Genomic DNA, 23,599 nt, shown 5'->3' on the forward strand with positions numbered 1-23,599 from the left:
TTCGGGAGAATCACCTTCAGTGGTGAACCGGGGCAGCGTGTCGTCCTCCGCAGCGTGCCGCGCGTAGTCACAAGCCGTCACCCACAGCCGTTGGAGGGTGGATGGATGCCAGGCCGCCGCTGCGGCCTCCGCGTTCGCCGCGGCATGTCCCCACCGCTCCCGCCGTAGCCCAGAGCATTGCTGCTCAGCCGTACGCCAGCCCACGGCGAGTGCGTGGATGCGTACGCGTATCGGCGAGCAAGGCCCGGCAAGGTCAAGGGGAGCTTTGCGCAGTCCGTCGCGGACGCGGACGGGGTGAACTGAAGCGACATGCTGGGGACCGTAGGATCGAGCGCTGACAGTGTGTCCTGCATCTGGAGCAACCAGGCTCACCCTCCGGCGTTCCTCTCACCCGATTGGGCCTCCGTCGAGGGCTACCGCGCGCATGCGAGGCCAGCGCCGGCACATCCGCCACTCCGCCGCGGATGACGCCGTCGGAGATCTTCGTGCCGCACGCACGTGGCTCTGAGGTCTCGGTTCGGCTCAGGTACTGCGGAGCCGGGTGACCGTCACCACGGCGTGCCGGGATGTCCCGGCCAGGACCTCAACCACCGGTCCGGGAGCGGCGGTGGTGTAGGGCTCCCCCGCCCGGGTGCGCGCGCTGCGCGGCGGGCCGCTCGCGGCGAGGTGCACCGCGACCTGAGCGGCGAGGGGCGCCTTCAGGGACTGGGTGAGCGCGACACGTCCGTCGGGGAGGCGGACCGCGAGTGCCCGCGGCCGCGCGGCCGGCCCGGTGTAGCCGACGATGTCTGCCTCCACGGTCTCGGCATGCCTGATCTTCTTCCAGGCCCGGCCGGTGGTCCGGTACACGGAGGTGGCCTGCTTCGCAACGATGCCCTCAATGCCCTGCTCCGGGAGTTGCTGGTACCACGTCATGGCCACCGTGGGGTCGTCGGTCATCGGAACCAACTGGATCGGCGGCTTGACGTCGTACTCCTCCAGCAGGTCGACGAGCAGGGCACGGCGGTCGTCGTACCGCCGGTCCCCTGACGTCACCGTGCTCGGGGTGAAGAAGGACGTCCCACACCGAAGCGCGCAGGTTCGAGGAATCCAGGCCCTCCTTGCACGGGAACCTGATAGCCGTCCAGGGAACGAACTGGCCTGGGTGGGCAAGTTCGTTGCTACTTCATCGTTTCGGAGCCGTGGGTGGCGGCATGGTCGCCACGGCAACGAGGGCGGCAAGGGCAGAGATGAGTGCAAGCAGGGTGAACAGGTGTGGGTATCCGCCAAGTGCTGCGGCCAGGGCAGCTCCGGCGAACGGGGCGAGGGCTGAGGCCGCAGTCGCCGGAGCTGTGAGGAGTCCGGACAGGCGTCCGTAGTGGGTGGTGCCCCATCGGTCGGTTACGGCGGTGGCTTGGAGGAGGGTGAGGTTGCCGCGCACCATGCCGGCTGCGATCGCGATGCCCACGAGCAGGGGAAAGGGACCGGAGACCATCGCGAACGCAGCAGACGTGGTCCCGCCGAGCGTGATCAGGGCGACGGTGCGGGTGGTGACGCCGGTGCGATTGGCGAGGGTCGCGTGCAGAGTGCGGCCGAGGGTCTGTCCTGCGCCGCCTAGGCCGAGGGCCCAGGCGGCGGCGGTGGGGCTGGCGCCGCGGGTGATCAGCAGGGGTACGAGGGCGATGACGACGGCGTACATGGCGAAGCTGTTCAGCGTGAGCGCGGTGGCGAGCATCAGGAACGGTCGGCTGCGGGTCACCGACGCGCTGTTGGTGTCCCGTTGGGAGGGCGACGCTGGTGCGGGCGGCCATGGGCCTCGTAGCGCGAGGGCGTGGGCGGGGATGGTCACGAGGGCGAGGAGCAGCGCGAGTACGGCGTACGTTGCGCGCCAGCTCAGGTGCTCGGCGAGCGCGGCGGTCAGCGGGGCGAAGACGGTGGAGGCCAGGCCGCCGGCGAGGGTGACGACGGTGAGGGCGCGGACACGGTCGCTGCCCCACCAGCGGGTGAGGGCGGCGAAGGCGGGCTGGTAGAAGGTTGCGGCCATGGCCACGCCGGCCAGCAGCCAGGCGGCGGTGAAGGCCGCGAGGTTGGGCGCGGCGGCGAGGCCCAGCACGGCGACGACGCCCAGGACGGAGCCGGTGGTCATCACGGCGCGCGGGCCTCGGCGGTCGAGGATGCGCCCGACGGGGATGCCGGTGAGGGCGGAGACCAGGAGCGCGCCTGAGAAGGCGGCGGTGGTGGCGGTGGTCGACCAGCCTGTGGCGGCGGTGATCTGGGGGTTCAGGACGGGGAAGGCGTAGTAGACGATGCCCCAGCTGGTGATCTGGGTGGCGCACAGGGCGGGCAGGGCGGCGCGAGGCCGTGACCGGTCTCCCGTCCCGGTCACGGCCTCGCTGGTGTGGAGGTCGGTCATTGGCGGATCAGCAGCAGCCGCCCGCGACGGCCGGTGCCTTCTGTCCGGTGTCGGCCTCGGCCGGGCCGGCGGCGCAGCAGGTGCTGCCCTGCTGCTTGGCCAAGGAGTCGGCGTCAGCCTTCACGACGTACACCTCCCAGGGCTCCTGGCCGGGGCCGTGCACCCAGACCTTGTCCTGGAGGGCGTAGCAACAGGTGGTGTCGCTCTCCACGTCGGTGGCCAGGCCGGCCTCGCTCAGGCGGGCGGTGGCGGAGTGGACGGCTTCGGTGGTCTCGACCTCGACGCCGAGGTGGTCCATGCGGGTCGCCTCGCCCGCGGCGCCTTCGATCAGGACGAGCTTGAGCGGGGGCTCAGCGATGGCGAAGTTGGCGTAGCCGTCGCGGAGTTTGGCGGGCACGGTACCGAACAGCTTCGTGTAGAAGGCGACGGACGCGCCGAGATCGGGGACGCGCAGGGCGAGCTGTATGCGGGACATGACGGACCTCCTCGGGTGGATGGGGAGTTCAGCAGCCGCCGGAGGCGGCAGGGGCGCCGATGCCGATCTGGAGAGTGGCCGGTGCGGCGCAGCAGCCGCCGCCCTCGCTGCTCTGAGCGGCGTCGGGGTCGTCGTACAGGCCGGCGCCGCCGCACACGCCGGTCTCGGGCAGGGTCAGTTCGACGCGTTCGGCGGCCTCGCGGTCGCCTGCGAGTGCGGCGGTGATGGAGCGGACCTGCTCGTAGCCGGTCATCGCGAGGAACGTGGGAGCGCGGCCGTAGGACTTCATGCCGACCAGGTAGAAGCCCTGCTCGGGGTGGGCGAGCTCGTTCACGCCGTGTGGGTAGACGGTGCCGCAGGAGTGGACGTTGGGGTCGATGAGCGGGGCGAGCGCGGTCGGGGCCTGGAGGCGCTCGTCGAGGCCAAGGCGGACCTCGGAGAGGAAGGACAGGTCGGGGCGCAAACCGGTCAGCACGATCACCTCGTCGAGCGGGTCGAGTCGGCGGCCGTCCTCGGCGACGAGAACGAGCTGGGCGCCATCGCGTTCCACGGCCTGGGTGCGGAAGCCGGTGACGGCGCTGGCCTGGCCGGCCTCGACGGCGGCCTTGGCGCGCAGGCCGAGGGCGCCGCGGGCGGGGAGTTGGTCGGCCTCGCCGCCGCCGAAGGTGTTGTCGCCGATGCCCCGGCGCAGGATCCACACCGCGTGCGTGCCGTCTTCCTCCTTCGCCAGATCGGCGAGGTAGGCCAGGGCGGTGAAGGCGGAGGCGCCGGAGCCGATGACGGCGGTGCGCTTGCCCGCGTACCGGGCCCGGACGGCAGGGTCCGTCAGATCGGGGACGCGGTAGGAGATGCGGGCGGCTGCGGTCTTCTCGCCGAGGGCGGGCAGTCCGTTGGCGCCCATCGGGCTGGGGATCGTCCAGGTGCCGGAGGCGTCGATGACGGCGCGGGCGGTCAGGCGCTCCTCGCGGCCGTCGGCCAGCTGGACGTGCACGGTGAAGGGCTGTGCGTCGCGGTCGGCGTCGACGATGCGGTCCCGTCCCGCGCGGGCCACACCGGTTACGGCGACGCCGTAGCGGACCGTCTCGCCGAGGACGTCGGCGAGCGGCTGCAAGTAGCGCTCCGCCCAGTCGCCACCGGTCGGGTAGCTGGCGCCGTCAGGGCGGACCCAGCCGGTGGGGGCAAGGAGCTTCTCGGCGGCGGGGTCAGTGACCTCGGCCCAGGGTGAGAACAGCCGCACGTGCGCCCAGGCCCGTACGGCAGTGCCGGCGGCCGGGCCGGCCTCCAGGACCAGCGGTTCCAGGCCGCGCTCGAGAAGGTGGGCGGCGGCAGCGAGGCCGACGGGGCCAGCTCCAATGACCACGACGGGCAGCTGGCCGTTGGTGGGCGCGTTCACAAGATTCCCCTTTGCTTCGACGTCTGTCGATGTTGCGTGACCCAGGATGGCACCTGTATTGATGAGCGTCAACATAGACACTCGCCGAATCAGGGGGTGGTATGGAGCAGATCGACGTAGCAGTGATCGGTGGCGGGCAGTCGGGCCTGGCGGCGGCGTACGCGCTGCGCGGGCAGGGGCTGCCGTCGGTGGTACTGGAGGCGTCCGAACGGGCAGTCGGCTCGTGGCCGCGCTACTACGACAGCCTCACCCTCTTCTCGCCCGCCCGGTACAGCTCACTGCCAGGGATGCCCTTTCCCGGCGAGGATCCGGACCGCTACCCGCGCCGGGACGAGGTGGTCGCCTATCTGGCCGCGTACGCCGCGCGCCTGGACGCCGATATCCGCACCGGCTGTCGCGCCACCAGGGTCCGGCGGGCCGACGGGGGGTTCGAGGTGGAGCTGGCGGGCGGCGGCCGGCTGATGGCACGCGCCGTGGTCGCCGCCTCCGGCACGTTCGGCCGCCCCCACCGGCCTGCGTTGCCGGGCCTGGAAGGCTTCACTGGTTCGGCGCTGCATGCCGCCGACTACCGCAGCCCGCACCCGTTCACCGGACGCCGGATCATCGTGGTGGGGGCGTGGAACTCCGCGGTGCAGATCGCTGCCGAACTCGCCCACGTGGCCCGGACGACGCTGGCCAGCCGGGGGCCGGTGAGGTTCATGAGGCAGCGCATTCTCGGCCGGGACCTGCACTTCTGGCTCGCCCGCGGCGGCCTGACGCGGCCCCGCTGGGCCGCCTCCTTCGCACTCCACCGACGCAGCTGGTCATCGATGACCGCCGCTACCGTGCCGCGCTCGCCCAGCGTGCGCCGGAGTGGCGGGCGCTGTTCACCGGGATCGACGGCGCCAAGGTGAGCTGGCCCGACGGGACGCGCGAGGAGGTCGACACCATCCTTCTCGCCACCGGCTACCGGCCGGACCTGCCCTACCTCGCCGGCCTGGACGGTGCGCTCGATGGCGCTGGCCGTCCCCGGCAGCGAGGCGACATCTCCCTGATGCACCGCGGCGTGGCGTTCGTCGGGCTGGAGTGGCAGCGCAGCCTGTCGTCCAACTCCCTGCGCGGGGTCGGCCGGGACGCCGCTCGCGTGGCGCGGCACCTGGCGGCTCACCTCGCTCGCGGCTGACTCGGTCCGCCCTGGTCCGCTTGGTTCGACGTATGTCAACATAGACGTATGTCGAACACTGAGGTGCTGCCACTGCTTGAGCCGGAGTCGGATGCTGTGGCGCCGTGCTGTCCGCCGCTCACGGAGCGCCCGTTCACTGCGGAGGAGGCCGAGACGGCCGCGCGGATGTTCAAGGCGCTGGGCGATCCGGTGCGGCTGCGGCTGTTCTCGGCGGTCGCCTCGCACGAGGGCGGCGAGGCGTGCGTGTGCGACATCTCCGACGTCGGCGTCTCCCAGCCGACCGTCTCCCACCACCTGAAGAAGCTCAAGGAAGCCGGACTGCTGACCTCCGAGCGGCGCGGCACCTGGGTGTACTACCGGGTCGAGCCGTCGGTGCTGGCCGCGATGGGCAAGCTGCTGACCATGTCCCCGGGCGCGGCCCGACGGTGACCGGAGCACCCGCCGTTGGCCGCCGGGAGTGCCGTCGGTCGAGCTCATCCGCCCTCGGTCAGTGTGAGCTGCCGGTGGTGGAAGTCGAAGTGCTGGGTCGGGTACTGGTAGAGGTCCGCGATGGTCATGACGTCCTTGAAGAACGGATCCCAGCGGGTCGGGTAGTGCATGGCGAGCGCGAGGTCGGCCTCCCGCGAGGTATCGAGACGGCGGTGCAGCCAGTCGATGACGCGGTCGAAGGCCGTGCCCATCCGGCGACGGCCCAGAACCCGGGCACCACCGACTGGCCCCAGGTAGTTGACGACGTCGAATGGCCTGGTCGCCGTGTTCAGGACCCGGGCGAAAGCGCGGCTGGCACCGCGCGGCAGCCGTCCGAACACCCGCAGCAGCGCCAGCAGCGGCCGGATCAGGATGTAGCCGAAGAGCATGTGGAACAACAGTTGCCCGTTGGTCCACCGCGTGCCCTGCGTGCCCCGTCGCAGGTCGGCGTCGGCGGCGCCGTCGAGGAGCCGATGGAACGTCGTACGGGCCCGCTCCAACTCCTGGTGAATCGCCTGACGATCCACCCGCGCTGCCTCCTCCACGACAACCACCTGCCCTCCGGCTGCCCTGGGCACACCGTCGCAACGGCCTGCCGTCGTGCTGGTTGAGCGTCGCAACCCAGCCGTCACATGACCAGCTCGGCGGCCGGCCGGGCTTGCATCCGGTACCCAGGTACAGGTTTACCGTCGGTGGGGTGTGACGACGGGAGTGAGCGCGATGACCGACCTGGACTGGGTGCCCCAGTCATGCACTCTGCCCACCGAGGAGCAGCCACTACGGATCGCCGAGTGGGACGAACTGCTCACCGAGCGCCTGACGGCGCTGTCGCGCCCCGGCCCACAGCGTCTCCGGCTGGAACTCTCCGACGCCGCGGCGGCAGAGGACCGGGTCCGTGACCTGGCCGAGCGGGAGAGCGGCTGCTGTTCGTTCTTCACCTTCGAGGTGACCGTCGTCGCCGGCGCCGTCCGTCTGGACATCGGGGTGGATGCGGTGCATGAGGCGGTCCTTGAGGCACTGGCTGAGCGGGCCACCCGTCTGACCGGGCACGGGGAGCAGCAGTGAGCACGGGCCTGCGCAGCGGTCAGGTGGCTGAGGCGGCCGGGGTGAACCTCCAGACCCTGCGTTACTACGAGCGGCGTGGCCTGCTCGCCGAGCCCGAGCGCAGCAGCGGCGGACACCGCCTGTACGGGGAGGAGGCGGTGACCGTGCTGCGGGTGATCAAGGCTGCCCAGCGTCTCGGCTTCACGTTGGAGGAGGTGGCCGAGCTGCTGGAGGCCGGAGGCCACCGGCACGGCAGACCGGTCCCGGGCCTTCAGCAGCGGGCGCGCGCGAAGCTCGCGGAGGTCGACGCGAAGATCGCGGACCTCACCACCATCCGCGCCACCCTCGCGGCGGCTCTCGACGCGGGATGCGCCGACCTGACCGCCTGCTCCGCAAGCCCCTGCTGCCCGATTCCCTTCACCGGCCTCGCCGAGGAGAACCGCCATGCCGGCACCTGCTGCTGACCCGCGCACCAAGCGCGCCCCGAAGGCGCTCGCGGGCCTGGCCGGACTGGCCTGCCTTGCGTGCTGCCTGCTGCCTGCTGCCCGCCCTGATCACGGCAGGTGTGGTCGGCGCCGGCGCCTCGGCCGTGGTGGACCGGCTGCCGGGCATCGCCTTGGCCCTGGCCGTACTCGCCGCAGCGGCCTGGTGGTACTCAAAGCGCCGCACCTCCTCTGGCTGCTCCTGTGCGCCGAAGGCCACGTCCGGTGAGGGATGCGGCTGCGGGCCCCAGCAGATCGACGCCCCGGCCCGTCGGTAGGGTCCTGGCCATGATTGTTGCTCGATCCGTTGCCCTGTTCGTCGTCGCCGCCCTGTTCGAAATCGGTGGGGCCTGGCTGGTCTGGCAGGGCATCCGCGAGCACAAGGGCTGGGTCTGGATCGGCGCCGGCGTGATCGCCCTCGGCCTCTACGGCGTGGTGGCGACCTGGCAGAACGACGACAACTTCGGCCGCATCCTCGCCGCCTACGGCGGCATCTTCGTCGCCGGCTCCATCGCCTGGGGCATGATCGCCGACGGCTACCGACCCGACCGCTACGACGTCATCGGCGCGGCGGTCTGCCTCGCCGGCATGGCCGTCATCATGTACGCCCCCCGCAGCAGCTGACGCAGTCGGCGCGTCGGCTTCGCGCGGCCGTTCGTCCCCTGCGCTGCTCGTCCGGCGAGGCCCGCATGCCGCACGACCAAGCTGAACGCTCTCACGGCCTCGGCCCCTACGCGAGCAGGGCGGCAACCTCGCGTGCTGCCTCGCGGGCGGGGCGGCCGACGCCGATGAGGGTGGCGGAGGCGGGGCCGGTCCAGTCGCCGTAGCCGAGAAGGTGCAGGCGCGGCTCGTCCACGGCCCGTGTGCCGGCGGTGGCGATGTGGCCGCGTCGACCGCGGAGCTGGAGCGGGGCGAGATGGGAAAGGGCGGCCCGGAAGCCGGTGCACCAGATGACCGCGTCGGCCTCGGCGCGGGTGCCGTCAGCCCATTCGACGCCGCCGGGGATGAGGCGGGTGAACATCGGGCTCGCTTTGAGCAGGCCGCGGTCGCGTGCCTCGCGGACTGGTGGAACGGCGACGATGTCGCCGAGTGAGGCGACTCCGCCTGTGTCGGTGCGTCGTTCGTCGAGGGCGCGGCGGCGGGCGGTGGCCGCGTCGAAGAGGGCGCGGCCGTCGATGTCGTCGGCCAGGTAGCGGGGCGGGCGCTGGGTGACCCAGGTCAGCCGGGTGTCGTGGGCGAGGTCGGCGGCGATCTGGGCGCCGGAGTTTCCGCCGCCGACCACGATCACCCGGCGGCCCACGAAGTCCTGCGGGCTGCGGTATTCGACGGTGTGCAGCTGACGGCCACCGAATTCCCCGCGGCCGGGGACGGCAGGGAGGAAGGGGCGCCACCAAGAGCCGGTCGCGCTGATCACGGCGCGTGCGCGCCAGGGTCCCGAGTCGGTTTCCACGTGCAGGAGCCCGTCGTCGCGGTGGACACCGAAAACGTGTACCGGCCGCTCGACGGGAAGTTCGTATCGCTTCTCGTAGTCGGCGAGGTACTCCACGACATGCTGTGCGTCGGGGTACTCCTGTCCGGGCTGTGGTGGCATGAGGCGGCCGGGCAGTGAGGAGTAGGCGGCCGGGGAGAAAAGGTGCAGGGAGTCCCAGGTGTGCTGCCAGGCCCCGCCCGCTGTGGTCTGGGCGTCGAGGATGACGAAGTCGAGGCCCAGGCGGCGCAGGTGGTATCCGGCGGCGAGCCCGGACTGGCCGCCGCCGATCACCACCACCTGGGACGTGCGCGTCACTCGGCGGTGTCCCGCCCGGGCGTGAAGATGAGGGCGACTAGCGCCAGTCCGACCACGGCTCCGATCAGCTGCATGCCGATGAAGCCCACGAGAGAGCCGGGCGCGATGCCCGCGAACGTGTCGCTGAAGGTACGGCCGATGGTCACCGCCGGGTTCGCGAACGACGTCGAGGAGGTGAACCAGTACGCGGCGCCGATATAGGAGGCGACCGCCGCCGGGGCGAACCGCAACTGGTCGGTGCGTGCCAGGCCGAAGATCAGCAGGATCAGACCCGCCGTCGCGACCACCTCACCCAGCAGAAGATGTCCCGCCGACCGGTCGTGCGTGGACCACTCCACCAGCGCCTTGCCGAACATCGCGTCCGCCAGGACCGCGCCCGCGATGGCCCCGACGATCTGTGCCGGAACGTAAACGGCGACCTCGCGGAGCGTCACCCCGGCTCCGCCGCGCCTGCCGGTCCACCATTCGGCCAGCGTGACCACGGGGTTGAAGTGGGCGCCGGAGACCGGGCCCAGCAGGAGGATCAGGACGCCGAGGCCGAAGACGGTGGCCAGGGAGTTGGCCAGCAGCTGCACCCCGACGTCCCGGGTCAGCTCGGTGGCCTGGATACCGGAGCCGATCACGACCGCCACCAGGGCCGCGGTGCCGACCAGTTCGGCGGCGGCGCGGGCCGTCAGCGGCCTGCGCGGCGGGGTGGCGCCTGGAGCGGGCTGCGGCTCGGCGGACGGTATGGCCGACTCCGCGGCGGGTTCGTGCGTGGCGGTCAACAAGACTCCTTGGTGCAGTCGCCGGGGGCGGCGAGGTTCAGGGGCAGGACCGCTTGTTGTCGGCGGCCGAGCGGGCGGACTCGGCCAGGTCGGCGAACTGGCCCGCGAGCAAGGCGATAACGTCGGGCTTGAGCCGGTAGTAGGTGAACCGGCCGCACGGCTCCGTCTCCACGACCCCGGCCTCGCGCAGCACTCTCAGATGGTTGGAGAGGTTGGTCTGCCGGGCACCGGTCTCCTCCACGAGGTGGGTGGTGCACAGCATCTCTTTGGCGAGCAGGGTCACGATCTGGAGCCTGAGCGGGTCGGCCAGCACCCGGATCAGGTCAGTGTCGACTGACGTCATCATGTGCTGATACTGTCACATCAGTGGTGGCTGACACCACCGGGTGCTGACATCATTTGCACCTGATGCCGTCGTGAGACAAGAGAGAGCCTCCGATGTCCGACAAGCCCTCCGTGCTGTTCGTCTGCGTCCACAACGCCGGCCGTTCCCAGATGGCCGCCGCGTGGCTGACCCACCTGGCCGGGGACCGCGTCGAGGTCCGCTCCGCCGGCTCCAACCCGGGCGCGGGCGTCAACCCGGCCGCCGTCGAGGCCATGGCCGAGGTCGGCATCGACATCTCCGCCGAGGTGCCGAAGATGCTCACCGTGGACGCCGTGAAGGAGTCGGACGTCTGCATCACCATGGGCTGCGGCGACACCTGCCCGGTCTTCCCCGGCAAGCGGTACCTGGACTGGCAGCTGGAAGACCCGGCGGGCCAGGGCGTCGAGGCCGTGCGTCCGATCCGGGACGAGATCAAGGTGCTGGTCGAGGGCCTGATCAAGGAGATCGCGCCGGAGCCCCAGGCATGAGCACGGGCACGGGCATACGCAACGTCATCGTCATCGGCTCCGGCCCCGCCGGATACACTGCCGCCCTCTACACCGCCCGCGCCTCGCTGAAGCCGCTGGTCTTCGAGGGCGCGGTCACGGCCGGCGGCGCGCTGGTGCAGACGACCGAGGTGGAGAACTTCCCCGGCTTCCGCGACGGCATCATGGGCCCCGAGCTCATGGACAACATGCGCGCCCAGGCCGAGCGCTTCGGCGCCGAGCTCGTTCCCGACGACATCGCCGCAGTCGACCTCACCGGCACCATCAAGACCGTCACCGACAGCTCGGGTACGGTCCACCGCGCCAAGGCCGTCATCGTGGCGACCGGCTCGCAGCACCGCAAACTCAATCTCCCGGGCGAGGACGCGCTCTCCGGCCGAGGGGTTTCGTAGTGCGCGACCTGCGACGGTTTCTTCTTCCGCGAACACGACATCGTGGTCGTCGGCGGCGGCGACACGGCGATGGAGGAAGCCACCTTCTACGCTGACTGCCCTCGGCTTCGCCATAAGGGGAGCGAATACGCAGCGTCACGCTCCACACAACGAGAGCCAGAGCCTGAGAACTGACAACGCTGAGGGTCCGACCGTCCGCAACGCCGTGGGCGAGGTCGTTCTGACGTGACCTTGGTGGCGGTGAGGTGCCTGTGGGCATCCGGCTCTATTCAGGCTTGAGTGGTGGCTGATCGCACGATGGTCAGGCCGCACCGGTATGGCTCGTCGAGCTCGCCGTCGGGGAAATGCCGCGCCAGCGCGGTGCGGTTGGTGTCGAGGAGTTCGGCCCGCTCGATAGGGTCCATGACCGCGAAGTGCGAGTGGGTGCCGATGTTGCTGATGTGATCTTCGACGGTAATCCGGCGCGACCACGGTATCTCGCGGGTAGACACGTGCACCGGAAACGGGGCGAACAGCTCGGCCACGGTTGCCGGGTAGCTGCGGGTGAAGGGCGCGAGTCGGGCATCCTCCGCCGCGACCCACGGGACGCGGACGTCGGCCTGGTTCCACCACAGGGCCAGCACGCCGTGCGGGCGTAACACGCGCAGCGCTTCGGGGACGGAACGGGCCGGGTCGGTCCAGTGCCAGGCTTGGGCGTAGGTGATCACGTCGAAGCTGCCAGCGGTGAAGGGCAGTCGATCCCCCTCGCCCCTCACCAGCGGGATTTCTGGCTCGGCCGCGCGCAGCTTGGCGGCCATACCGGCGCCCGGCTCCAGGGCGACGACGTGGGCGCCGCGTTCGCGCATCAGCCGGGTGGCGATACCAGTGCCGGCCCCGCAGTCCAGCACGTCGGCGCCGACCAGCGGTCGGCCGGCGAGTTCCTCAACGGCGTCGAAGAGGGCCGGCGGGTAGTCCGGCCGAGCGGCGGCATATTGAGTGGCAACGGTGTCGAAGGACAGGGCGCGGGCTTGCTTCGCGTGAGATGCCATGCCCGCGATCTTTCCGGGTGCAGGGAGAAGTTGTCAGTAGTGCACGGAGAGATCCGCGTCCAGCGCAAGCGATTGACCGGGCTCTGATGAGAGGCCATCGCATCCAGCCGGACCCTGGATCAGTGGATGCTCCAATCGTCATGACGACGATGAGCATGCTCCCGATAAAGGTCAGCCCGTCGCGGTGTCCTGTGCTCGGACTGCCCTGGTGCTGGCGAGTCGGTAGGATTCTGTACCGGTCTCAATGATGTTCCCGCCGAAGGTGAGGCGGTCGACGATGGCCGCGCAGAGCCGCGGATCGGTGAACGTCCTGGTCCACCCGCCGAACGACTCGTTGGAGGCGATGGCGACGCTGTTCTTCTCCTCGCGTTCGGTCAGCACCTGGAACAGCAGCTCAGCGCCCCTGCGGTCCAGCTCCATGTAGCCGAGTTCATCGATACAGAGGAGATCTACCCGTCCGCAGCGGGCGATGGTCTTGGGCAGGATCTTCTCGTCCGCGGCCTCGACCAGCTCGTTGACCAGTTTGGTGGCGAGTGTGTAGCGGACCCGGAAGCCGGCCATGGCGGCCTCGGTCCCGAGCGCGATCAGCAGGTGAGACTTGCCGGTGCCCGAGTCGCCGATCAGGCAGAGCGGCAGACCCTTCTTGACCCATTCGCAGGTCGCCAGGGTGTGGATGACCGCCGCGTCGACGTTCCCGTTGGCCTCGAAGTCGAAGGCCCGCAGCGACTTCTCCCGCGGGAACTGCGCCGCCTTGATCCGCCGTTCGGAGCGGCGGCAGGCCCGGTCGTCGCACTCGGCCATCAGCAGCTCGGCGAGGAACCCGCGATACGACATCTGGTCGCGGGCGGCGGCTTCGGCCAGTTCGGGGAACTGGGCCCGGATGGTGGGCAGCCGAAGCATGCGGCATGCCTGGTCAACGGCGGCAGTGGCGGCCTGTTCGGTCAGTCCGCGATGGCGTTTGAGTGTCACGGCATCTCTCCCTGGATGGCGGGGCGGTCGGCCCGCTGCCGGGCTCGCAGCAACTGGTCGTAGGCCGCGACCGAGGGCAGCGGCCGGGTGTCGGGCGGCAGCTGGGCAAGCCCCCGTTCGGTCAGCGAGGTCACGTTCGTCCGGTCCGGCTCCGCAGGAACAACCGGAGCCGCGACCTCGTCGGCTTCAGCCGCCTTCCGGGCCTCCAGGGCAACCGCGTCCGCGGTCAGAGCGCCAGCCCTGACCGCGGACGCAAGCCCGGCGACCAGGTGCTCGTGGGGGACGTGCCGGCCCATCAGCAGGACCTCGATCAGAGCGCGGGTGCCGTCGCGCTCGCCGTGGGCAGCCTTCGCCGCCTCCCACCAGGCGTCGTGAACCGGTGTGAACTTCCCCGCAGAACGAGCCTGTTCGAGCGCGGCGGCACCGGGGAACGCGCCGGGCTTGCGGACCAGGGCTTCCAGGTAGTGTTCCAGATCCAGCCGGGTCTTCCCCTTGGCGATCAGCCGTTCATGGCGGGCGATTTCCTGCTGGCCGTCGTAGACCACCAGCTCCGAGGCGTGCAGCATCGCCCGGACCGTCCGGCCGATCAGCCGCACCGGCACCGAGTAGCGGTTGGTGCGGACGCTGATCTGGCTGAAGCGATCCACCCGCAGGCTGAACAGGCGTCCTGTCTCGAATGGTTCGTCCGGCAATGGCTGCGCAGCAGCGGTCGTTCGACGGCGAAGTACTCGCTCACCGGCCGCGGCCGGGAGCCGATCCGGCGCCGTTCATCCTCCTCATCCCACTGCTCGATTCTCGCGTTCAACTCGGCAAGCGAGGCGACCTCTGGGACGTTCTCTGAACTTGCCGGTTGGGGCCCCTCGGCCGCCTTCAAGTCCTCGATAGAGTCGGCGTGATGACTGGGAGCCGAGGCCGTTGGCCGAAGATCGATGAGGAACGCGGAGTCGAGGACGCGACGCTCCTGATCCTGGAGTGGCTGGGCGAGCAGGGTGTGAACGCCATGATCAGAATGGACGCCGAGAGGCTGGCTGACAACGCGCCGGCGTGGACGTTCGCCGCCAGCGGTGGCCCGTTGGCGCATGGGATGCGAGCTGACGGAAGGACTGTCCAGCAGTGCATGTCCGTCGCTCTGGATCGTCTGCGCGACGCTGGTCTGTCGGTTCCGTTTTGATCTTCGACCGCCGTTTGGCTTCAACCACGATGCCGTCTTCGTCGTTTCGGCCGTTCTTGTGGACTGTTGGACCCGGCTTCTCTGAACTGTCGAGGTTGAGACTTGGCAGTAGCGTCACGCTGGTGAATCTCAACCTCTTCAACGATGTGCCTGATGGCCTGACTCAACGAGCCCGATCGTTCGTCCGCGCGCACGGCGTCAAGGTCGACGTCCGACCGGTCGAGGAACACAGACAGTGGTGGCTTGAGCGAGACATCCCCGCGACGGTCATCGACCGGATGGCGGCATATCAAGAGCGATGGGGTGGCCTGGTCCTGCCACCCGCATCCAAGTACGACGGCGGCCCGAGGTACTTCGCAGCGGACTCTCCCGAAGGCTCCGCGTCCGAAGGATGGTGGTTCGAAGCGGGTATGCAGCGGACAGCGGTTCCCTACTCGTTCATGATCGGGCCGTCTGGTGAATTTGGCATTCACGCAGGTCAGTGGTCGCCCCTCCATGCCACTGTAGAGGGTTGGGTGGAGTCGCTCGCACTGACCCACCACGCGTCCATGTGGGCAAAGAAGATCGTCAAGATCACTGGCGACGAGGTCGACGGCATCGTGCTAGATGAGTACGAGGCGGTGCATCAAGTGCTGGGCGTGGCCGACACCTGGTGGCGAGGGGCCGACTCACTGGTGGCGATCTACTCAGGGGAGGCCGAGGCCCTGTCGTTCCCGCGGGGTCGCACTGCGTTGATCTACTCCGGCCTGGATGAGTGGGGCCTGCGAGGAGGCGTCAAGGACGGTGGCAGCTGAGAACGCTAGGAGCCCGACAACCCTCTGACTTCGGTGGTGACATGACGCCCCGCGACGTCAGGGAAGGTCGGCATGCCGAGGTGGATGGCAACGGCGCGGTGGGTGATGAGGTTGTCGAGCTGGGCGAGCTTGGCGTTGGCCGCCGCGAGGCCGACCTTGAGCCCTTCGGCCTCGCCGGCCCAGCCCTCACGTTCGGCTCGGCGATCCGGTCGATGAGGTTGTCGCGGATGTCCACCAGTCGCGGCCGTTGGGCCGGGTCGGCCCGCAGGAGCGGGCATCGGATGCAGCTGTGCTCGTGGACGCAACTGGTGCCGTAGGCCCGGCCGCAGTCTCCGAGGGCAACCTTGCGTCGTTCGAAGTGGCCGAGGAACTCCTCCCACTCCTGCTCGGTGGGGCTGCGGTATTCTTCACTGGGCCGCAGGTCCCGGCGACGAGCGATGAACGCGCGGTGCCCGTTGATGGCCTCCTCTGGATAAACGGCCTTGTAACCCATGGTCGTGTTGATGTCGCGATGTCCGAGGATCAGCTGGGCGATGTGGGGCGGCATGCCGTTCATGACGGCGTCGGTGGTGAAGATCCTTCGGAAGTCGTGCGGGGCGAAGTGCAGCGGGTTGCCGGTCGCGTCGGTGAATCTGGTGGCCGCGAGAGCGTCCTGGAGGAGGTCATGGATGCCGGCGATGGGGATCGGCCGGTCTTCCAGCCCGATCTTGCGCTGGAACAGCAGCGGCATAGGCGGGTTCCAGACCTTTTCGTGGTGGTCGTAGGCGATTACGAGCGGGACGCCGCCGTCAGTGGTGCGAACGCGGCAGATGATCGCGGAGAGGACATCGGCGAGTTCCGGCGAGATGACCAGCAACCGTTCCTCGTCGGTCTTGGACGGGGCGATCTGCAGGAGCGGAACGAGCTCGCCGGTGCTCGGCAGCCGGTATTGGACCAGGCTGTGGTGCGAGATCTCGCTCAGCTCCTCGACCCGGATGCCGGTCATGCGCAGGACCTCGATCGCGGCCCAGCCCCAGAAAGCGTTGCTCTCCTCCCGCGCCAGGTTCCGGCGCTGGCCGGTGGCGGGTTCTTCGGCCCATAGGTGCGGCGAGTGCCGCTTGAGGATCGCGCGCCGCAGCGTCTGCCCGTCGGTGGTGAACAACTCGCCGGGGCGGGCCCGTCCGCCGGCCTCCAAGCGGGCGGCGGCAGCCTTGCGGTTCCGGTCGACCGCTTCGCATAGGGACGGCAGGACGGGAAGTCGCTCCCGGGTGCGCTGATCCATGCGGGCCTTCTGCCGGGACTTCATCTTGCGATGCTGGACGTCGTCGGCGCGGACCGGACAGGGGACGGCCCATGGGCCCCAGCGGGAGGGTTCGTCGAGCGCCCACTGCGCGAGGTCCAGGTAGAACGCCCGCACCGTCATCAGGGTGTCGGAGGCGGTGGCCCGTTCCACCGTGGTCTCCACGACCTGGCCGTGCTCGTCGGAGGTCCGGACGGTCCGGGTCTGCAGGCGCCGCTTCCAGGCGGCGGCGACGTCCGGTGCGAGCCGGAGCGAGTCGATGCAAGGGTGGTGCTTCTCCAGGTCCTTCGAGAACCACAGCCCCAGCGCGGTCGCCAGACCGGTCAGGGTGTTGTAGTCGACGGACGGCTGACGTTCCCGCAGGTAGTCGACCAGCAGGTCGCGGACGGGGCGGCAGGCCAGGTCGTAGCGGTCGACGAGTTGCTCGACCGCGAGCTGGCCAGGGAAGCGTGTGCTGAACATGCGGACCGAAGACGGCGCGTCGGCGGGGAAGACGCCGAGGGAGTGCAGCAATTGGTAGAAGAACGGGCTGTGTCGGGTGGACTTGGCCTGTCACCAACGTCCCCAGACAGCACACCTAGTGCAGCTACAACGACATAGCCTGGCAACTCCTGCCGCTGGAGCTGAGGTTCGGCTCCGGACAGACCTGCTGGTGGCGCCTGGAGCGGTGGCAGCAGGCAGGAGTCTTCGACCAGCTGCACCGCATCCTGCTCGCCGAGCTGAACGCGGCCGGCCAACTCGACTGGTCACGGGCCTGCGTGGACGGCTCCCATGGCCGTGCGAAAAAGGGGGTGCCGACACCGGTCCGTCGCCGGTCGGCCGGCGCAAGACGGGCAGCAAACACCACCTGATCTGCGACGGACGCGCAACTCCGCTCAAGGTCATCACCACCGCAGCCAACGTCAACGACGTCACCCAGACCCTCGCCCTCGTCGACGGCATCCCACCCGTCGCCGACCGCTCCGGCCGTCCTCGCAGGCGTCCAGAGGCCCTGCTCGGAGACAAGGGCTACGACTCCAACCCCAACCGCCGCGAACTGCGCAAGCGGCGGATCCTGCCTGTCATCTCCCGCAAGGGCGCCCCGAACATCCAGGGTATGGACAAGCTCCGTTACGTCGTCGAGCAGACCTTCGCCCTGCTCCACCACTTCAAACGACTCGCCGTCCGATGGGAACGCCGCACCGAACTCCACGACGCCTTCGTCTCCCTCGCCTGCCGCCTCATCTGCTGGAGACGCCTCAAGAAGCACAACTCATGACCCCACATCAACCCAAGCTGACCGCCCCACGGTCAGGGCTGGTCGTACCAGGCAAACGCTGCGATCCGCCAGCCCTCTGAGGTGCGGACGAACTGGATGGTCTTGGTCCCGTCTCCCTCGAACGGCTCACCATCCAAGATCCCGGACTTGCGGTACTCGCCGAACCGCGACGCGATATCGCCCGCGATCTCTGTCCGTTCAGAGGTCTCCCACTCGGAGAACTCGACCAGCCGACCGTCGGTCAGCAGCCGCTGGCGAGGCTCGATGAACTCGTCCACGGTGTAGACCGTGAACTCCGGGCCGGTCTTGACGATCACGCCACCCGGAAGAACCAGCCGGCGGATCCGGGCCACGTCGGCAGCCTTGCCGCCCCGGTTGTCAAAGGCATCGAAGAACTCGGCGGTCACGACGTCTATCTCGATCTTGGACATGACGCGACAGTAACAGCGAAGGGGTGCCGGACATCGTCGGTCTCGACAGGCTGCGGAAGGTCGTCGAGGCAGACCGTCACGCGCCAGTTCAAGCGCCTCGCAGTCCGCTGGCAGACGGCTCGACCTACACAACGCCATAGTCTCCCTGGCCTGCGGACTGATCTGCTGGAGACGACTCAACAGCCCTTCACCATGATCGTGTTACGAGCTCTAATACTCCAGTTGCACTTCGCTATTGCCGCTGGTCAGGAGCTGGTTTCTGAGCTTACTCAACTGACGTGTCGTCATGTGGCGGGAGTTCGTGACCGGCGGCTTGTGATCGCTGTTGTGCTGATCGTGCAAGCTGATGTGCGGCCTGATGGCTGGGCTCCTGAGCTGGAAGAGGTGCTGCTGCGGGTGGGACACCGGTTCGGCCGGGTCGATCTGCGGCGGCGGATGCGAGACTACGTGCGCGGGCTGCTCGGCCCTGTCGGCCGGAAGAACGGCTGGCAACTCGCGGAGTACGTCGGCCACGACGTTCCGGCCGGCTTGCAGCATCTGCTGAACCGGGCCCGATGGGATCCGGATGAGGCCCTCGACGACCTGCAGGAATACGTGGCCGAACGGCTCGGTGAGCCCGACGGTGTCCTGATCATCGACGAGACCGGCTTCCTCAAGAAGGGCACTGCTTCGGCTGGCGTGCAGCGGCAGTACTCCGGCACGGCAGGACGCACGGAGAACTGCCAGGTCGCCGTGTTCGCCGCCTATGCCTCGTCGCGGGGACGGACCTTGGTGGACCGGGAGCTGTGCCTGCCGAAGTCCTGGACGTCCGACCGGGACCAGTGCCGCGCGGCAGGCGTGCCCGACGCCCGGGCCTTTGCCACCAAGACCGAGCCGGCCCGGAACCTTGTCGCCCGGGCGCTTGCCTCACCACTGCCCGTCGCGTGGGTGACGGCAGACGCTCTCTACGGGCAGGACTGGCACTTCCGCCGCATGCTCGAGGAGACCGGTCTGGGCTACGTCGTCGCGGTCCCGAAGTCGCAGCAGGTCAAGTCCCTCGCGGGATGCTGGCGTATCGACCAGCTCATGGGGGATGCCCCCGACGACGCCTGGGAGCGGCTCTCCTGCGGCGACGGTGCCAAGGGCCCGCGGGTCTACGACTGGGCAGCCGCCCAGCTCCCGGCCGTTTCGTTCTTCGGTGGTGACGAGCCTTCCCACCACCGGTGGGTACTGGCCCGCCGCAGCATTGCCCACCCGGACGAGATCGCCTACTACCTGGCCTATGCCCCCGATGGCACCAGTGTCGCGGAGCTGGTGCGGATCGCCGGCTCCCGCTGGGCGATCGAGTCATGCTTCCAGAGCGCGAAGAACGAGTGCGGCCTGGACCAGTACGAAGTGCGCCGCTACCCGGGCTGGTACCGGCACATCACTCTCGCGATGCTCGCCCACGCCTTCCTCGCCGCCATGGCAGCCCAGGCCGAAGACGCAAAGGGGGCCGCAGAAACGGATCTTTCCTCGTGCCGCTCAGCCTGGCAGAAATCCGCAGGCTCCTGGCGACTTGCCGCCCCAGGCCAGGCCACCACCGCCAGCACACCCGTCATGCCCTGAGGTGGTCCTGCTTCCGACGCAGACACCAGACCACCGCCATGCGCTGCCACTACAAAGGCCGCACTCGAGGTCACGAACTCCCGCCACATGACGACACGTCAGCTGAGTATGCTCAGAAACCAGCCCCTGACCAGCGGCAATAGCTAAGTGCAACTGGAGTACTAAGGGGACTTGGCTGCCCTGGGCTCCGCGACGACTCGACCGCCAACTGGCAGACGCGACTCGATCGCTGCTGTAGGACTACGCCGGTGAGGTCCTCTGCGGGATCGATGCACGACGAGCTGGCGGAGGTGGCTGGACCCGAGATCTGGGCCGGGGTGGGCATCGGCAAGACGCACCACCACTCATGGTGATCAACGCACGAGGCGAGAGACTGCTGTCCCGCCGAATCCTCAACGGTGAGACCGAGTTGCCGGCGCTGATCGCCGATGTGCTGGCGCTATCCGACGACGTGCTGTGGGCCGTCGACCTCAATCATGGCGGCGCCGTCCTGCTGATCGGCCTCCTCGGCACCCACGGCCAGCCCGTTCGGCTGCCCAGTGCGAAGCCGTTTCCGCCCCGGACGACCACGGTCGCGCCTGCAGCGACGTGCGCTGCGGGCAGCGGCAGCAGGTGATCGTTCTCGTCGGCCACCGGCCAACCCCTTGAGGGGCTCGTGGTCAGCAAGCCGACGAGCCCTCATGCAAGATCAAGGTTAGCCCGACCGGGACCACGCATGATGGGGCGTTGGGTCGGTGAAGCGGCGAGACCAGAACGGGTGGTTGTTCCAACGGGTCTCCTGCCGGTGGATGAATTGATGGTTTCGGCGGTATTCCGCGTAAGCGGCGTGCACACGATGCTCGTAGCTGTCCAACGCCGTCATGTCACCGCGCATGCGCGCGATCAGCGCGCGTGCGCCGTTCAGCCCCGTCACCAGTGCGGTCAGGATGCCCTGCGAGGACAGCGGATCGAAGGCGGCGGCTGCGTCGCCCACGGCGATCCAGCCCTCGCCGTACAGCCGGTCCAGGCGGGCACCGTACGCGGGCGCCCGCTGCGGCGCGCTGTCAGCAAGCAGCTCGTGCCCGTGTGCACGGGCACTCACATGGACAGTGCGCAGTGCTCGTCGGTGGAACGTCTCCGCGGTGCCCGGCTGTGCGCCGGGCAGGTCGGCGTCGGTGAAGAAGACGACCATGCGATGGCGTGAGGGCACCAGAGTCGAATACCACCAGCCGTCCCGGTCGGCTTCCACGAGGGAACGCGTGTCAGGCACACCGGATGCGGGGCCCAGGGTGAGGTGCGTGGCCAAGAGCCGGTCATTGGTGAGGCGGCGAGCGCCCAGGCGGATCGCCAGTGCCGCAGTGCGGCCTGTGGCGTCAACCAGCCACGTCGTCCGCACAGCGCGGACACTGGTGGGTCCCCAAAGCTGAATGTGCCACCCCTCGGGGGCGCGCAGCGGGGCACGCACCGCAGTGTGCTCGGCGAGCTCAGCTCCCACCGCCTGGGCTGCGGCGCGCAGCCGATGATCGAACAGTGCCCGGTCCAGGTGCCAGCCATGCCCGTAGGGGTCACGCAAGGAATCGACCGTGCGGAGGTCGGGCCCGCCCCAGGAGGAGAGGGTGCCGTAGCTGGGCAGATGGCCGCTACCAAGGATCTGGTCATGGATGCCGAGGTCCTCGAGCAGCAGCGCGGCCACGGAGACCAGGCATTCGCCGACCTTGGCCAGGCCGGTTCCCGCGTCAGCGAGCAGGACGCGGTGCCCGCTGCGGACCAGTGCGAAGGCCGCAATGGACCCGGCCGGCCCGCCTCCGGCGACGACGACGTCGTAGCGGTCGCCGCTCATTGCCACTCGTGGAAGGGATCGAGCTTCTCCAGATAGCCCACCGAGACCTGCTCCGGCGTGTAGCTGGTGCCCTCGATTGCTGTCGTGACGGCCCGACCCATCGCCGCCTCCGCCGCGGCGTCGGAGATCTCTGGCGCTCCCAGCTGCGGCACGTGTACGTTCACCAGGTTGTTGTCGTCATGAGCCTCCTGCAGCGGCGGCTGCGGAGGGGACTCGACCAGAATGAGGTTGGGGAACTTGCCGTCGCCGACGGTGTATTCGCGTTCCTCGATGATCCCGAATTTCCACCACAGCTTCGTCATCTGCTGCAGCTGTTGCGTTTTGTCCGTGGCGGTCAGCCCGCGCAACCACACCGCACGGCGCTCGAAGGCGTCCGCCCGCTCCTCGTCGCTGCCAGCCGCGTTGACCTTCTCAAAGTCGGCTGCCTTCAGTACGTGGTTGGGAACGTGGGCCGGCCAGAAGGTCGGCAGGTAGGGGCTGTAGCGGGCGTCGATGTTGTTCTGGAGCTCGTAGCCGGAGCGACAGCTTGCGGTGTCAGTCTGCCAAGGGGCCGCCATCCACCGCGTCAGGTCCCCGGGTCCCTGCGCGTAAAGCGGACCGCGCGCGGACAGCGCGATATCGGGGGTGAGGTGGTCCCCGTAGTCCGGTTCCGGCGGATCCTGCGCTGTACGGTGGCGGATGCGGAACGGTTCGCTGTACATGGTGTCGTGCCGAATCGGCCAGGTGACTTCGCAGCCAGGGTGGAAGGCATCGGCAGCACAGTTTTCCAGCGCGGCGCGGTCCAGCAGGCCCGGCTGCGAGGCGACAGGCGCATCCTCGAGCTTGGTGATGGTCTTCTTGGTGCCAGCCGTGAAGTCGCCCAGAGCCCACTGTCGCATCATCCGGTTCTGGGTCTCGGAGAGCGCCAGGTGCTGGAGGTCCGATCGTGGCGGTACGGCCATGCCGTCACCGTAGATCCACGGCCAGGGCGTAGGGGATCGCTCGTCACGCTCGTAGTCGCGCATCGTGTTGTAGACCTGCGTGCGGAGTTCCTCATTGCGCTCGGATGGATCGGACAGACGGGCGCGCATCTTCTCGTCCAGGAAATAGTGCGGCCCGCCCCATCCGAACTGGGCAGCGAAACCTCGATTGACCCACTGCAGATTGCAGAAGCGGGCCAGGATCGGCTCGATGTGGTCCCCGTAGGTGATGTCGGCAGGGAAGGGAAGCGTGCCGTTGTTGACGAAGACGTCGTGGAGCAGGTCATACAAGGTGCGCACGGTCTTCACCGCAGGTGCGTAGTGCGGAGGCCCGACGACCACCCAAGCTCCCGCCGCTTCGATCGCCTGGCCATTGTCCAGGATGACTTCCGCGGTAACCGGCCCGTCGGAGATGTCGTCATACCAGGTGTCGTTGTTGGCGAATCCGGTAATGGGCTTGCCCGCCCATGAGCCGCACTCCCCCATCCCGCCGAGGAACAGCAGTGATCCGCCCTTTACACCGCGCAGGTCCCCCAGGTGCGTCTTATCCCCCATGATCTGTCCCAGGACCTGCGCGGTCTGCTGCTGCGCCACTGACACGCTTTGTGGCGCGGGCATGTTCACCAGCTTGCTACGGTCCTGAACATCGGCGTTGCGGCGACCGTACTGCCGGCGCTTGAGCCGTCTGCCGTCCGGTACGTCCAGCGGCAGGTGAAACTGGTACCAGGCCGCCTTCTTGTTGGCTACCTGGACCGTCCACACGATGTCCTTAACGCCGTCGCGGCCCGGAACGACTTCGCGTACCGCCTGGCCGCCGCTGTCGTACTGGTAGATGCGGAAGTGCGCCGCCTGCCGTTTGAGCCTGCCCTCGGCATCTCGGAAGCCGCCCTCGGGGCTGGCCGGCTGGTCCGGCACCTCTGGGCCTATGAAGTACTCCGAGCTGTTGCCAACCCGCGCGATCCCGATCGCAGGATGAACCTTGAACGTCGCCTCATTCCCAGCCACAACCACCTCCGTAGACATCGTGCGTTACCGGGGCAGAACGTAAGGGGTGCAGTGAACCTACTGACGAA

The 23,599-nt window shown here is 69.0% G+C and carries 26 protein-coding genes and 2 pseudogenes; 13 read left to right on the forward strand and 15 right to left on the reverse strand.

From position 1 onward, the window contains the following. Window positions 1-522: 522 nt before the first annotated feature. From KUM44_RS30070 to KUM44_RS30085, 4 genes are all read right to left on the reverse strand, one after another. Window positions 523-1,035, reverse strand: coding sequence for an ATP-dependent DNA ligase (locus KUM44_RS30070; protein WP_217212919.1), 513 nt, complete (start codon window positions 1,033-1,035; stop codon window positions 523-525). Between the two features lie 130 nt (window positions 1,036-1,165). Then, on the reverse strand, window positions 1,166-2,392 hold the full coding sequence (locus KUM44_RS30075) for an MFS transporter (protein WP_217212920.1): 1,227 nt from the start codon (window positions 2,390-2,392) through the stop codon (window positions 1,166-1,168). Between the two features lie 7 nt (window positions 2,393-2,399). Beyond that, window positions 2,400-2,867, reverse strand: a complete 468-nt coding sequence (locus KUM44_RS30080) for an ArsI/CadI family heavy metal resistance metalloenzyme (protein WP_217212921.1) — start codon at window positions 2,865-2,867, stop codon at window positions 2,400-2,402. A 28-nt stretch (window positions 2,868-2,895) separates the two neighbouring features. Beyond that, window positions 2,896-4,260, reverse strand: a complete 1,365-nt coding sequence (locus KUM44_RS30085) for an FAD-dependent oxidoreductase (protein WP_217212922.1) — start codon at window positions 4,258-4,260, stop codon at window positions 2,896-2,898. 101 nt (window positions 4,261-4,361) lie between these two features. Here KUM44_RS30085 and KUM44_RS30090 point away from each other — a divergent pair, with 101 nt between their 5' ends. From KUM44_RS30090 to KUM44_RS30095, 3 genes are read left to right on the forward strand one after another with little or no spacing between them, the layout of a single operon-like run. Further along, the gene (locus KUM44_RS30090) at window positions 4,362-5,153 is read left to right on the forward strand and encodes an NAD(P)/FAD-dependent oxidoreductase (RefSeq protein WP_308402764.1); all 792 of its coding nucleotides are present in this window, start codon (window positions 4,362-4,364) and stop codon (window positions 5,151-5,153) included. Next, complete coding sequence (locus KUM44_RS47315; protein WP_308402765.1) at window positions 5,150-5,422, forward strand: hypothetical protein; 273 nt, start codon at window positions 5,150-5,152, stop codon at window positions 5,420-5,422. Before KUM44_RS30090 ends, KUM44_RS47315 begins: the two co-directional genes overlap by 4 nt. Before the next feature lie 48 nt (window positions 5,423-5,470). Beyond that, entirely contained in the window at window positions 5,471-5,851 is a 381-nt protein-coding gene (locus KUM44_RS30095; protein ID WP_217212923.1) for a helix-turn-helix transcriptional regulator, read from the forward strand. A 44-nt stretch (window positions 5,852-5,895) separates the two neighbouring features. Here the strand turns inward: KUM44_RS30095 and KUM44_RS30100 are convergent, their stop codons facing one another. Continuing rightward, complete coding sequence (locus tag KUM44_RS30100) at window positions 5,896-6,435, reverse strand: DinB family protein (RefSeq protein WP_217212924.1); 540 nt, start codon at window positions 6,433-6,435, stop codon at window positions 5,896-5,898. 175 nt (window positions 6,436-6,610) lie between these two features. Here KUM44_RS30100 and KUM44_RS30105 point away from each other — a divergent pair, with 175 nt between their 5' ends. From KUM44_RS30105 to KUM44_RS30120, 4 genes are read left to right on the forward strand one after another with little or no spacing between them, the layout of a single operon-like run. Then, the gene (locus KUM44_RS30105; protein ID WP_217212925.1) at window positions 6,611-6,955 is read left to right on the forward strand and encodes a hypothetical protein; all 345 of its coding nucleotides are present in this window, start codon (window positions 6,611-6,613) and stop codon (window positions 6,953-6,955) included. Then, the gene (locus KUM44_RS30110) at window positions 6,952-7,398 is read left to right on the forward strand and encodes a MerR family transcriptional regulator (protein WP_217212926.1); all 447 of its coding nucleotides are present in this window, start codon (window positions 6,952-6,954) and stop codon (window positions 7,396-7,398) included. Before KUM44_RS30105 ends, KUM44_RS30110 begins: the two co-directional genes overlap by 4 nt. 56 nt (window positions 7,399-7,454) lie before the next feature. Beyond that, window positions 7,455-7,694 carry a hypothetical protein gene (locus KUM44_RS30115; RefSeq protein ID WP_217212927.1) on the forward strand — a complete coding sequence of 80 codons (240 nt, stop codon included), beginning with the start codon at window positions 7,455-7,457 and terminating at the stop codon, window positions 7,692-7,694. Between the two features lie 10 nt (window positions 7,695-7,704). Next, window positions 7,705-8,040 carry a YnfA family protein gene (locus tag KUM44_RS30120; RefSeq protein ID WP_217212928.1) on the forward strand — a complete coding sequence of 112 codons (336 nt, stop codon included), beginning with the start codon at window positions 7,705-7,707 and terminating at the stop codon, window positions 8,038-8,040. A gap of 106 nt (window positions 8,041-8,146) precedes the next feature. On the opposite strand, the gene KUM44_RS30125 is transcribed toward KUM44_RS30120, so the two are convergent. From KUM44_RS30125 to KUM44_RS30135, 3 genes are read right to left on the reverse strand one after another with little or no spacing between them, the layout of a single operon-like run. Next, window positions 8,147-9,202, reverse strand: coding sequence for an ArsO family NAD(P)H-dependent flavin-containing monooxygenase (locus KUM44_RS30125; RefSeq protein ID WP_217212929.1), 1,056 nt, complete (start codon window positions 9,200-9,202; stop codon window positions 8,147-8,149). Continuing rightward, window positions 9,199-9,969, reverse strand: coding sequence for an MIP/aquaporin family protein (locus KUM44_RS30130; protein WP_217212930.1), 771 nt, complete (start codon window positions 9,967-9,969; stop codon window positions 9,199-9,201). Before KUM44_RS30130 ends, KUM44_RS30125 begins: the two co-directional genes overlap by 4 nt. Before the next feature lie 37 nt (window positions 9,970-10,006). Beyond that, window positions 10,007-10,315: a helix-turn-helix transcriptional regulator gene (locus tag KUM44_RS30135; protein ID WP_217212931.1), complete on the reverse strand. Its 309-nt coding sequence runs from the start codon at window positions 10,313-10,315 to the stop codon at window positions 10,007-10,009. A 92-nt stretch (window positions 10,316-10,407) separates the two neighbouring features. Between KUM44_RS30135 and KUM44_RS30140 the strand changes: the two genes are divergently transcribed. Continuing rightward, entirely contained in the window at window positions 10,408-10,821 is a 414-nt protein-coding gene (locus KUM44_RS30140) for an arsenate reductase ArsC (protein WP_060905627.1), read from the forward strand. Continuing rightward, window positions 10,818-11,318, forward strand: a pseudogene (locus KUM44_RS30145) (NAD(P)/FAD-dependent oxidoreductase); the annotation flags it as partial. The gene KUM44_RS30140 and the pseudogene KUM44_RS30145, both read left to right, overlap by 4 nt. A gap of 182 nt (window positions 11,319-11,500) precedes the next feature. Here KUM44_RS30145 and KUM44_RS30150 read toward each other — a convergent pair. The 3 genes from KUM44_RS30150 to KUM44_RS30160 all read right to left on the reverse strand — a co-directional run bounded on the left by KUM44_RS30150 (window position 11,501) and on the right by KUM44_RS30160 (window position 13,875). Continuing rightward, entirely contained in the window at window positions 11,501-12,259 is a 759-nt protein-coding gene (locus KUM44_RS30150; protein ID WP_217212932.1) for a class I SAM-dependent methyltransferase, read from the reverse strand. Between the two features lie 171 nt (window positions 12,260-12,430). Then, window positions 12,431-13,228, reverse strand: coding sequence for an IS21-like element helper ATPase IstB (gene istB, locus KUM44_RS30155; RefSeq protein ID WP_217212933.1), 798 nt, complete (start codon window positions 13,226-13,228; stop codon window positions 12,431-12,433). Beyond that, entirely contained in the window at window positions 13,225-13,875 is a 651-nt protein-coding gene (locus tag KUM44_RS30160; RefSeq protein ID WP_308402766.1) for a hypothetical protein, read from the reverse strand. The genes istB and KUM44_RS30160 overlap by 4 nt, the downstream gene beginning before the upstream one ends. 646 nt (window positions 13,876-14,521) lie before the next feature. Here KUM44_RS30160 and KUM44_RS30165 point away from each other — a divergent pair. Continuing rightward, window positions 14,522-15,193 carry a hypothetical protein gene (locus tag KUM44_RS30165; protein WP_217212934.1) on the forward strand — a complete coding sequence of 224 codons (672 nt, stop codon included), beginning with the start codon at window positions 14,522-14,524 and terminating at the stop codon, window positions 15,191-15,193. Here KUM44_RS30165 and KUM44_RS30170 read toward each other — a convergent pair. Then, complete coding sequence (locus KUM44_RS30170; protein WP_254390312.1) at window positions 15,174-16,934, reverse strand: site-specific integrase; 1,761 nt, start codon at window positions 16,932-16,934, stop codon at window positions 15,174-15,176. The two genes, KUM44_RS30165 and KUM44_RS30170, sit on opposite strands and share 20 nt — an antisense overlap. A gap of 205 nt (window positions 16,935-17,139) precedes the next feature. On the opposite strand from KUM44_RS30170, the gene KUM44_RS30175 reads away from it, so the two are divergent. After that, on the forward strand, window positions 17,140-17,730 hold the full coding sequence (locus KUM44_RS30175; protein ID WP_217212935.1) for an IS5 family transposase: 591 nt from the start codon (window positions 17,140-17,142) through the stop codon (window positions 17,728-17,730). 32 nt (window positions 17,731-17,762) lie between these two features. Here KUM44_RS30175 and KUM44_RS30180 read toward each other — a convergent pair whose 3' ends face one another. Further along, window positions 17,763-18,161, reverse strand: a complete 399-nt coding sequence (locus tag KUM44_RS30180) for a nuclear transport factor 2 family protein (protein WP_062701857.1) — start codon at window positions 18,159-18,161, stop codon at window positions 17,763-17,765. A gap of 192 nt (window positions 18,162-18,353) precedes the next feature. Here KUM44_RS30180 and KUM44_RS30185 point away from each other — a divergent pair, with 192 nt between their 5' ends. Further along, the gene (locus tag KUM44_RS30185; protein WP_254390313.1) at window positions 18,354-19,748 is read left to right on the forward strand and encodes an IS701 family transposase; all 1,395 of its coding nucleotides are present in this window, start codon (window positions 18,354-18,356) and stop codon (window positions 19,746-19,748) included. A 269-nt stretch (window positions 19,749-20,017) separates the two neighbouring features. Beyond that, window positions 20,018-20,277: pseudogene (locus KUM44_RS30190) on the forward strand (transposase); the annotation flags it as partial. Between the two features lie 165 nt (window positions 20,278-20,442). Here KUM44_RS30190 and KUM44_RS30195 read toward each other — a convergent pair. Then, on the reverse strand, window positions 20,443-21,567 hold the full coding sequence (locus tag KUM44_RS30195; RefSeq protein WP_217212936.1) for an NAD(P)/FAD-dependent oxidoreductase: 1,125 nt from the start codon (window positions 21,565-21,567) through the stop codon (window positions 20,443-20,445). Then, entirely contained in the window at window positions 21,564-23,531 is a 1,968-nt protein-coding gene (locus KUM44_RS30200) for a LodA/GoxA family CTQ-dependent oxidase (RefSeq protein ID WP_308402767.1), read from the reverse strand. Before KUM44_RS30200 ends, KUM44_RS30195 begins: the two co-directional genes overlap by 4 nt. Window positions 23,532-23,599: the final 68 nt, after the last annotated feature.

It is taken from the genome of Streptomyces sp. AC550_RSS872, assembly GCF_019049285.1.
Taxonomy (GTDB): domain Bacteria; phylum Actinomycetota; class Actinomycetes; order Streptomycetales; family Streptomycetaceae; genus Streptomyces.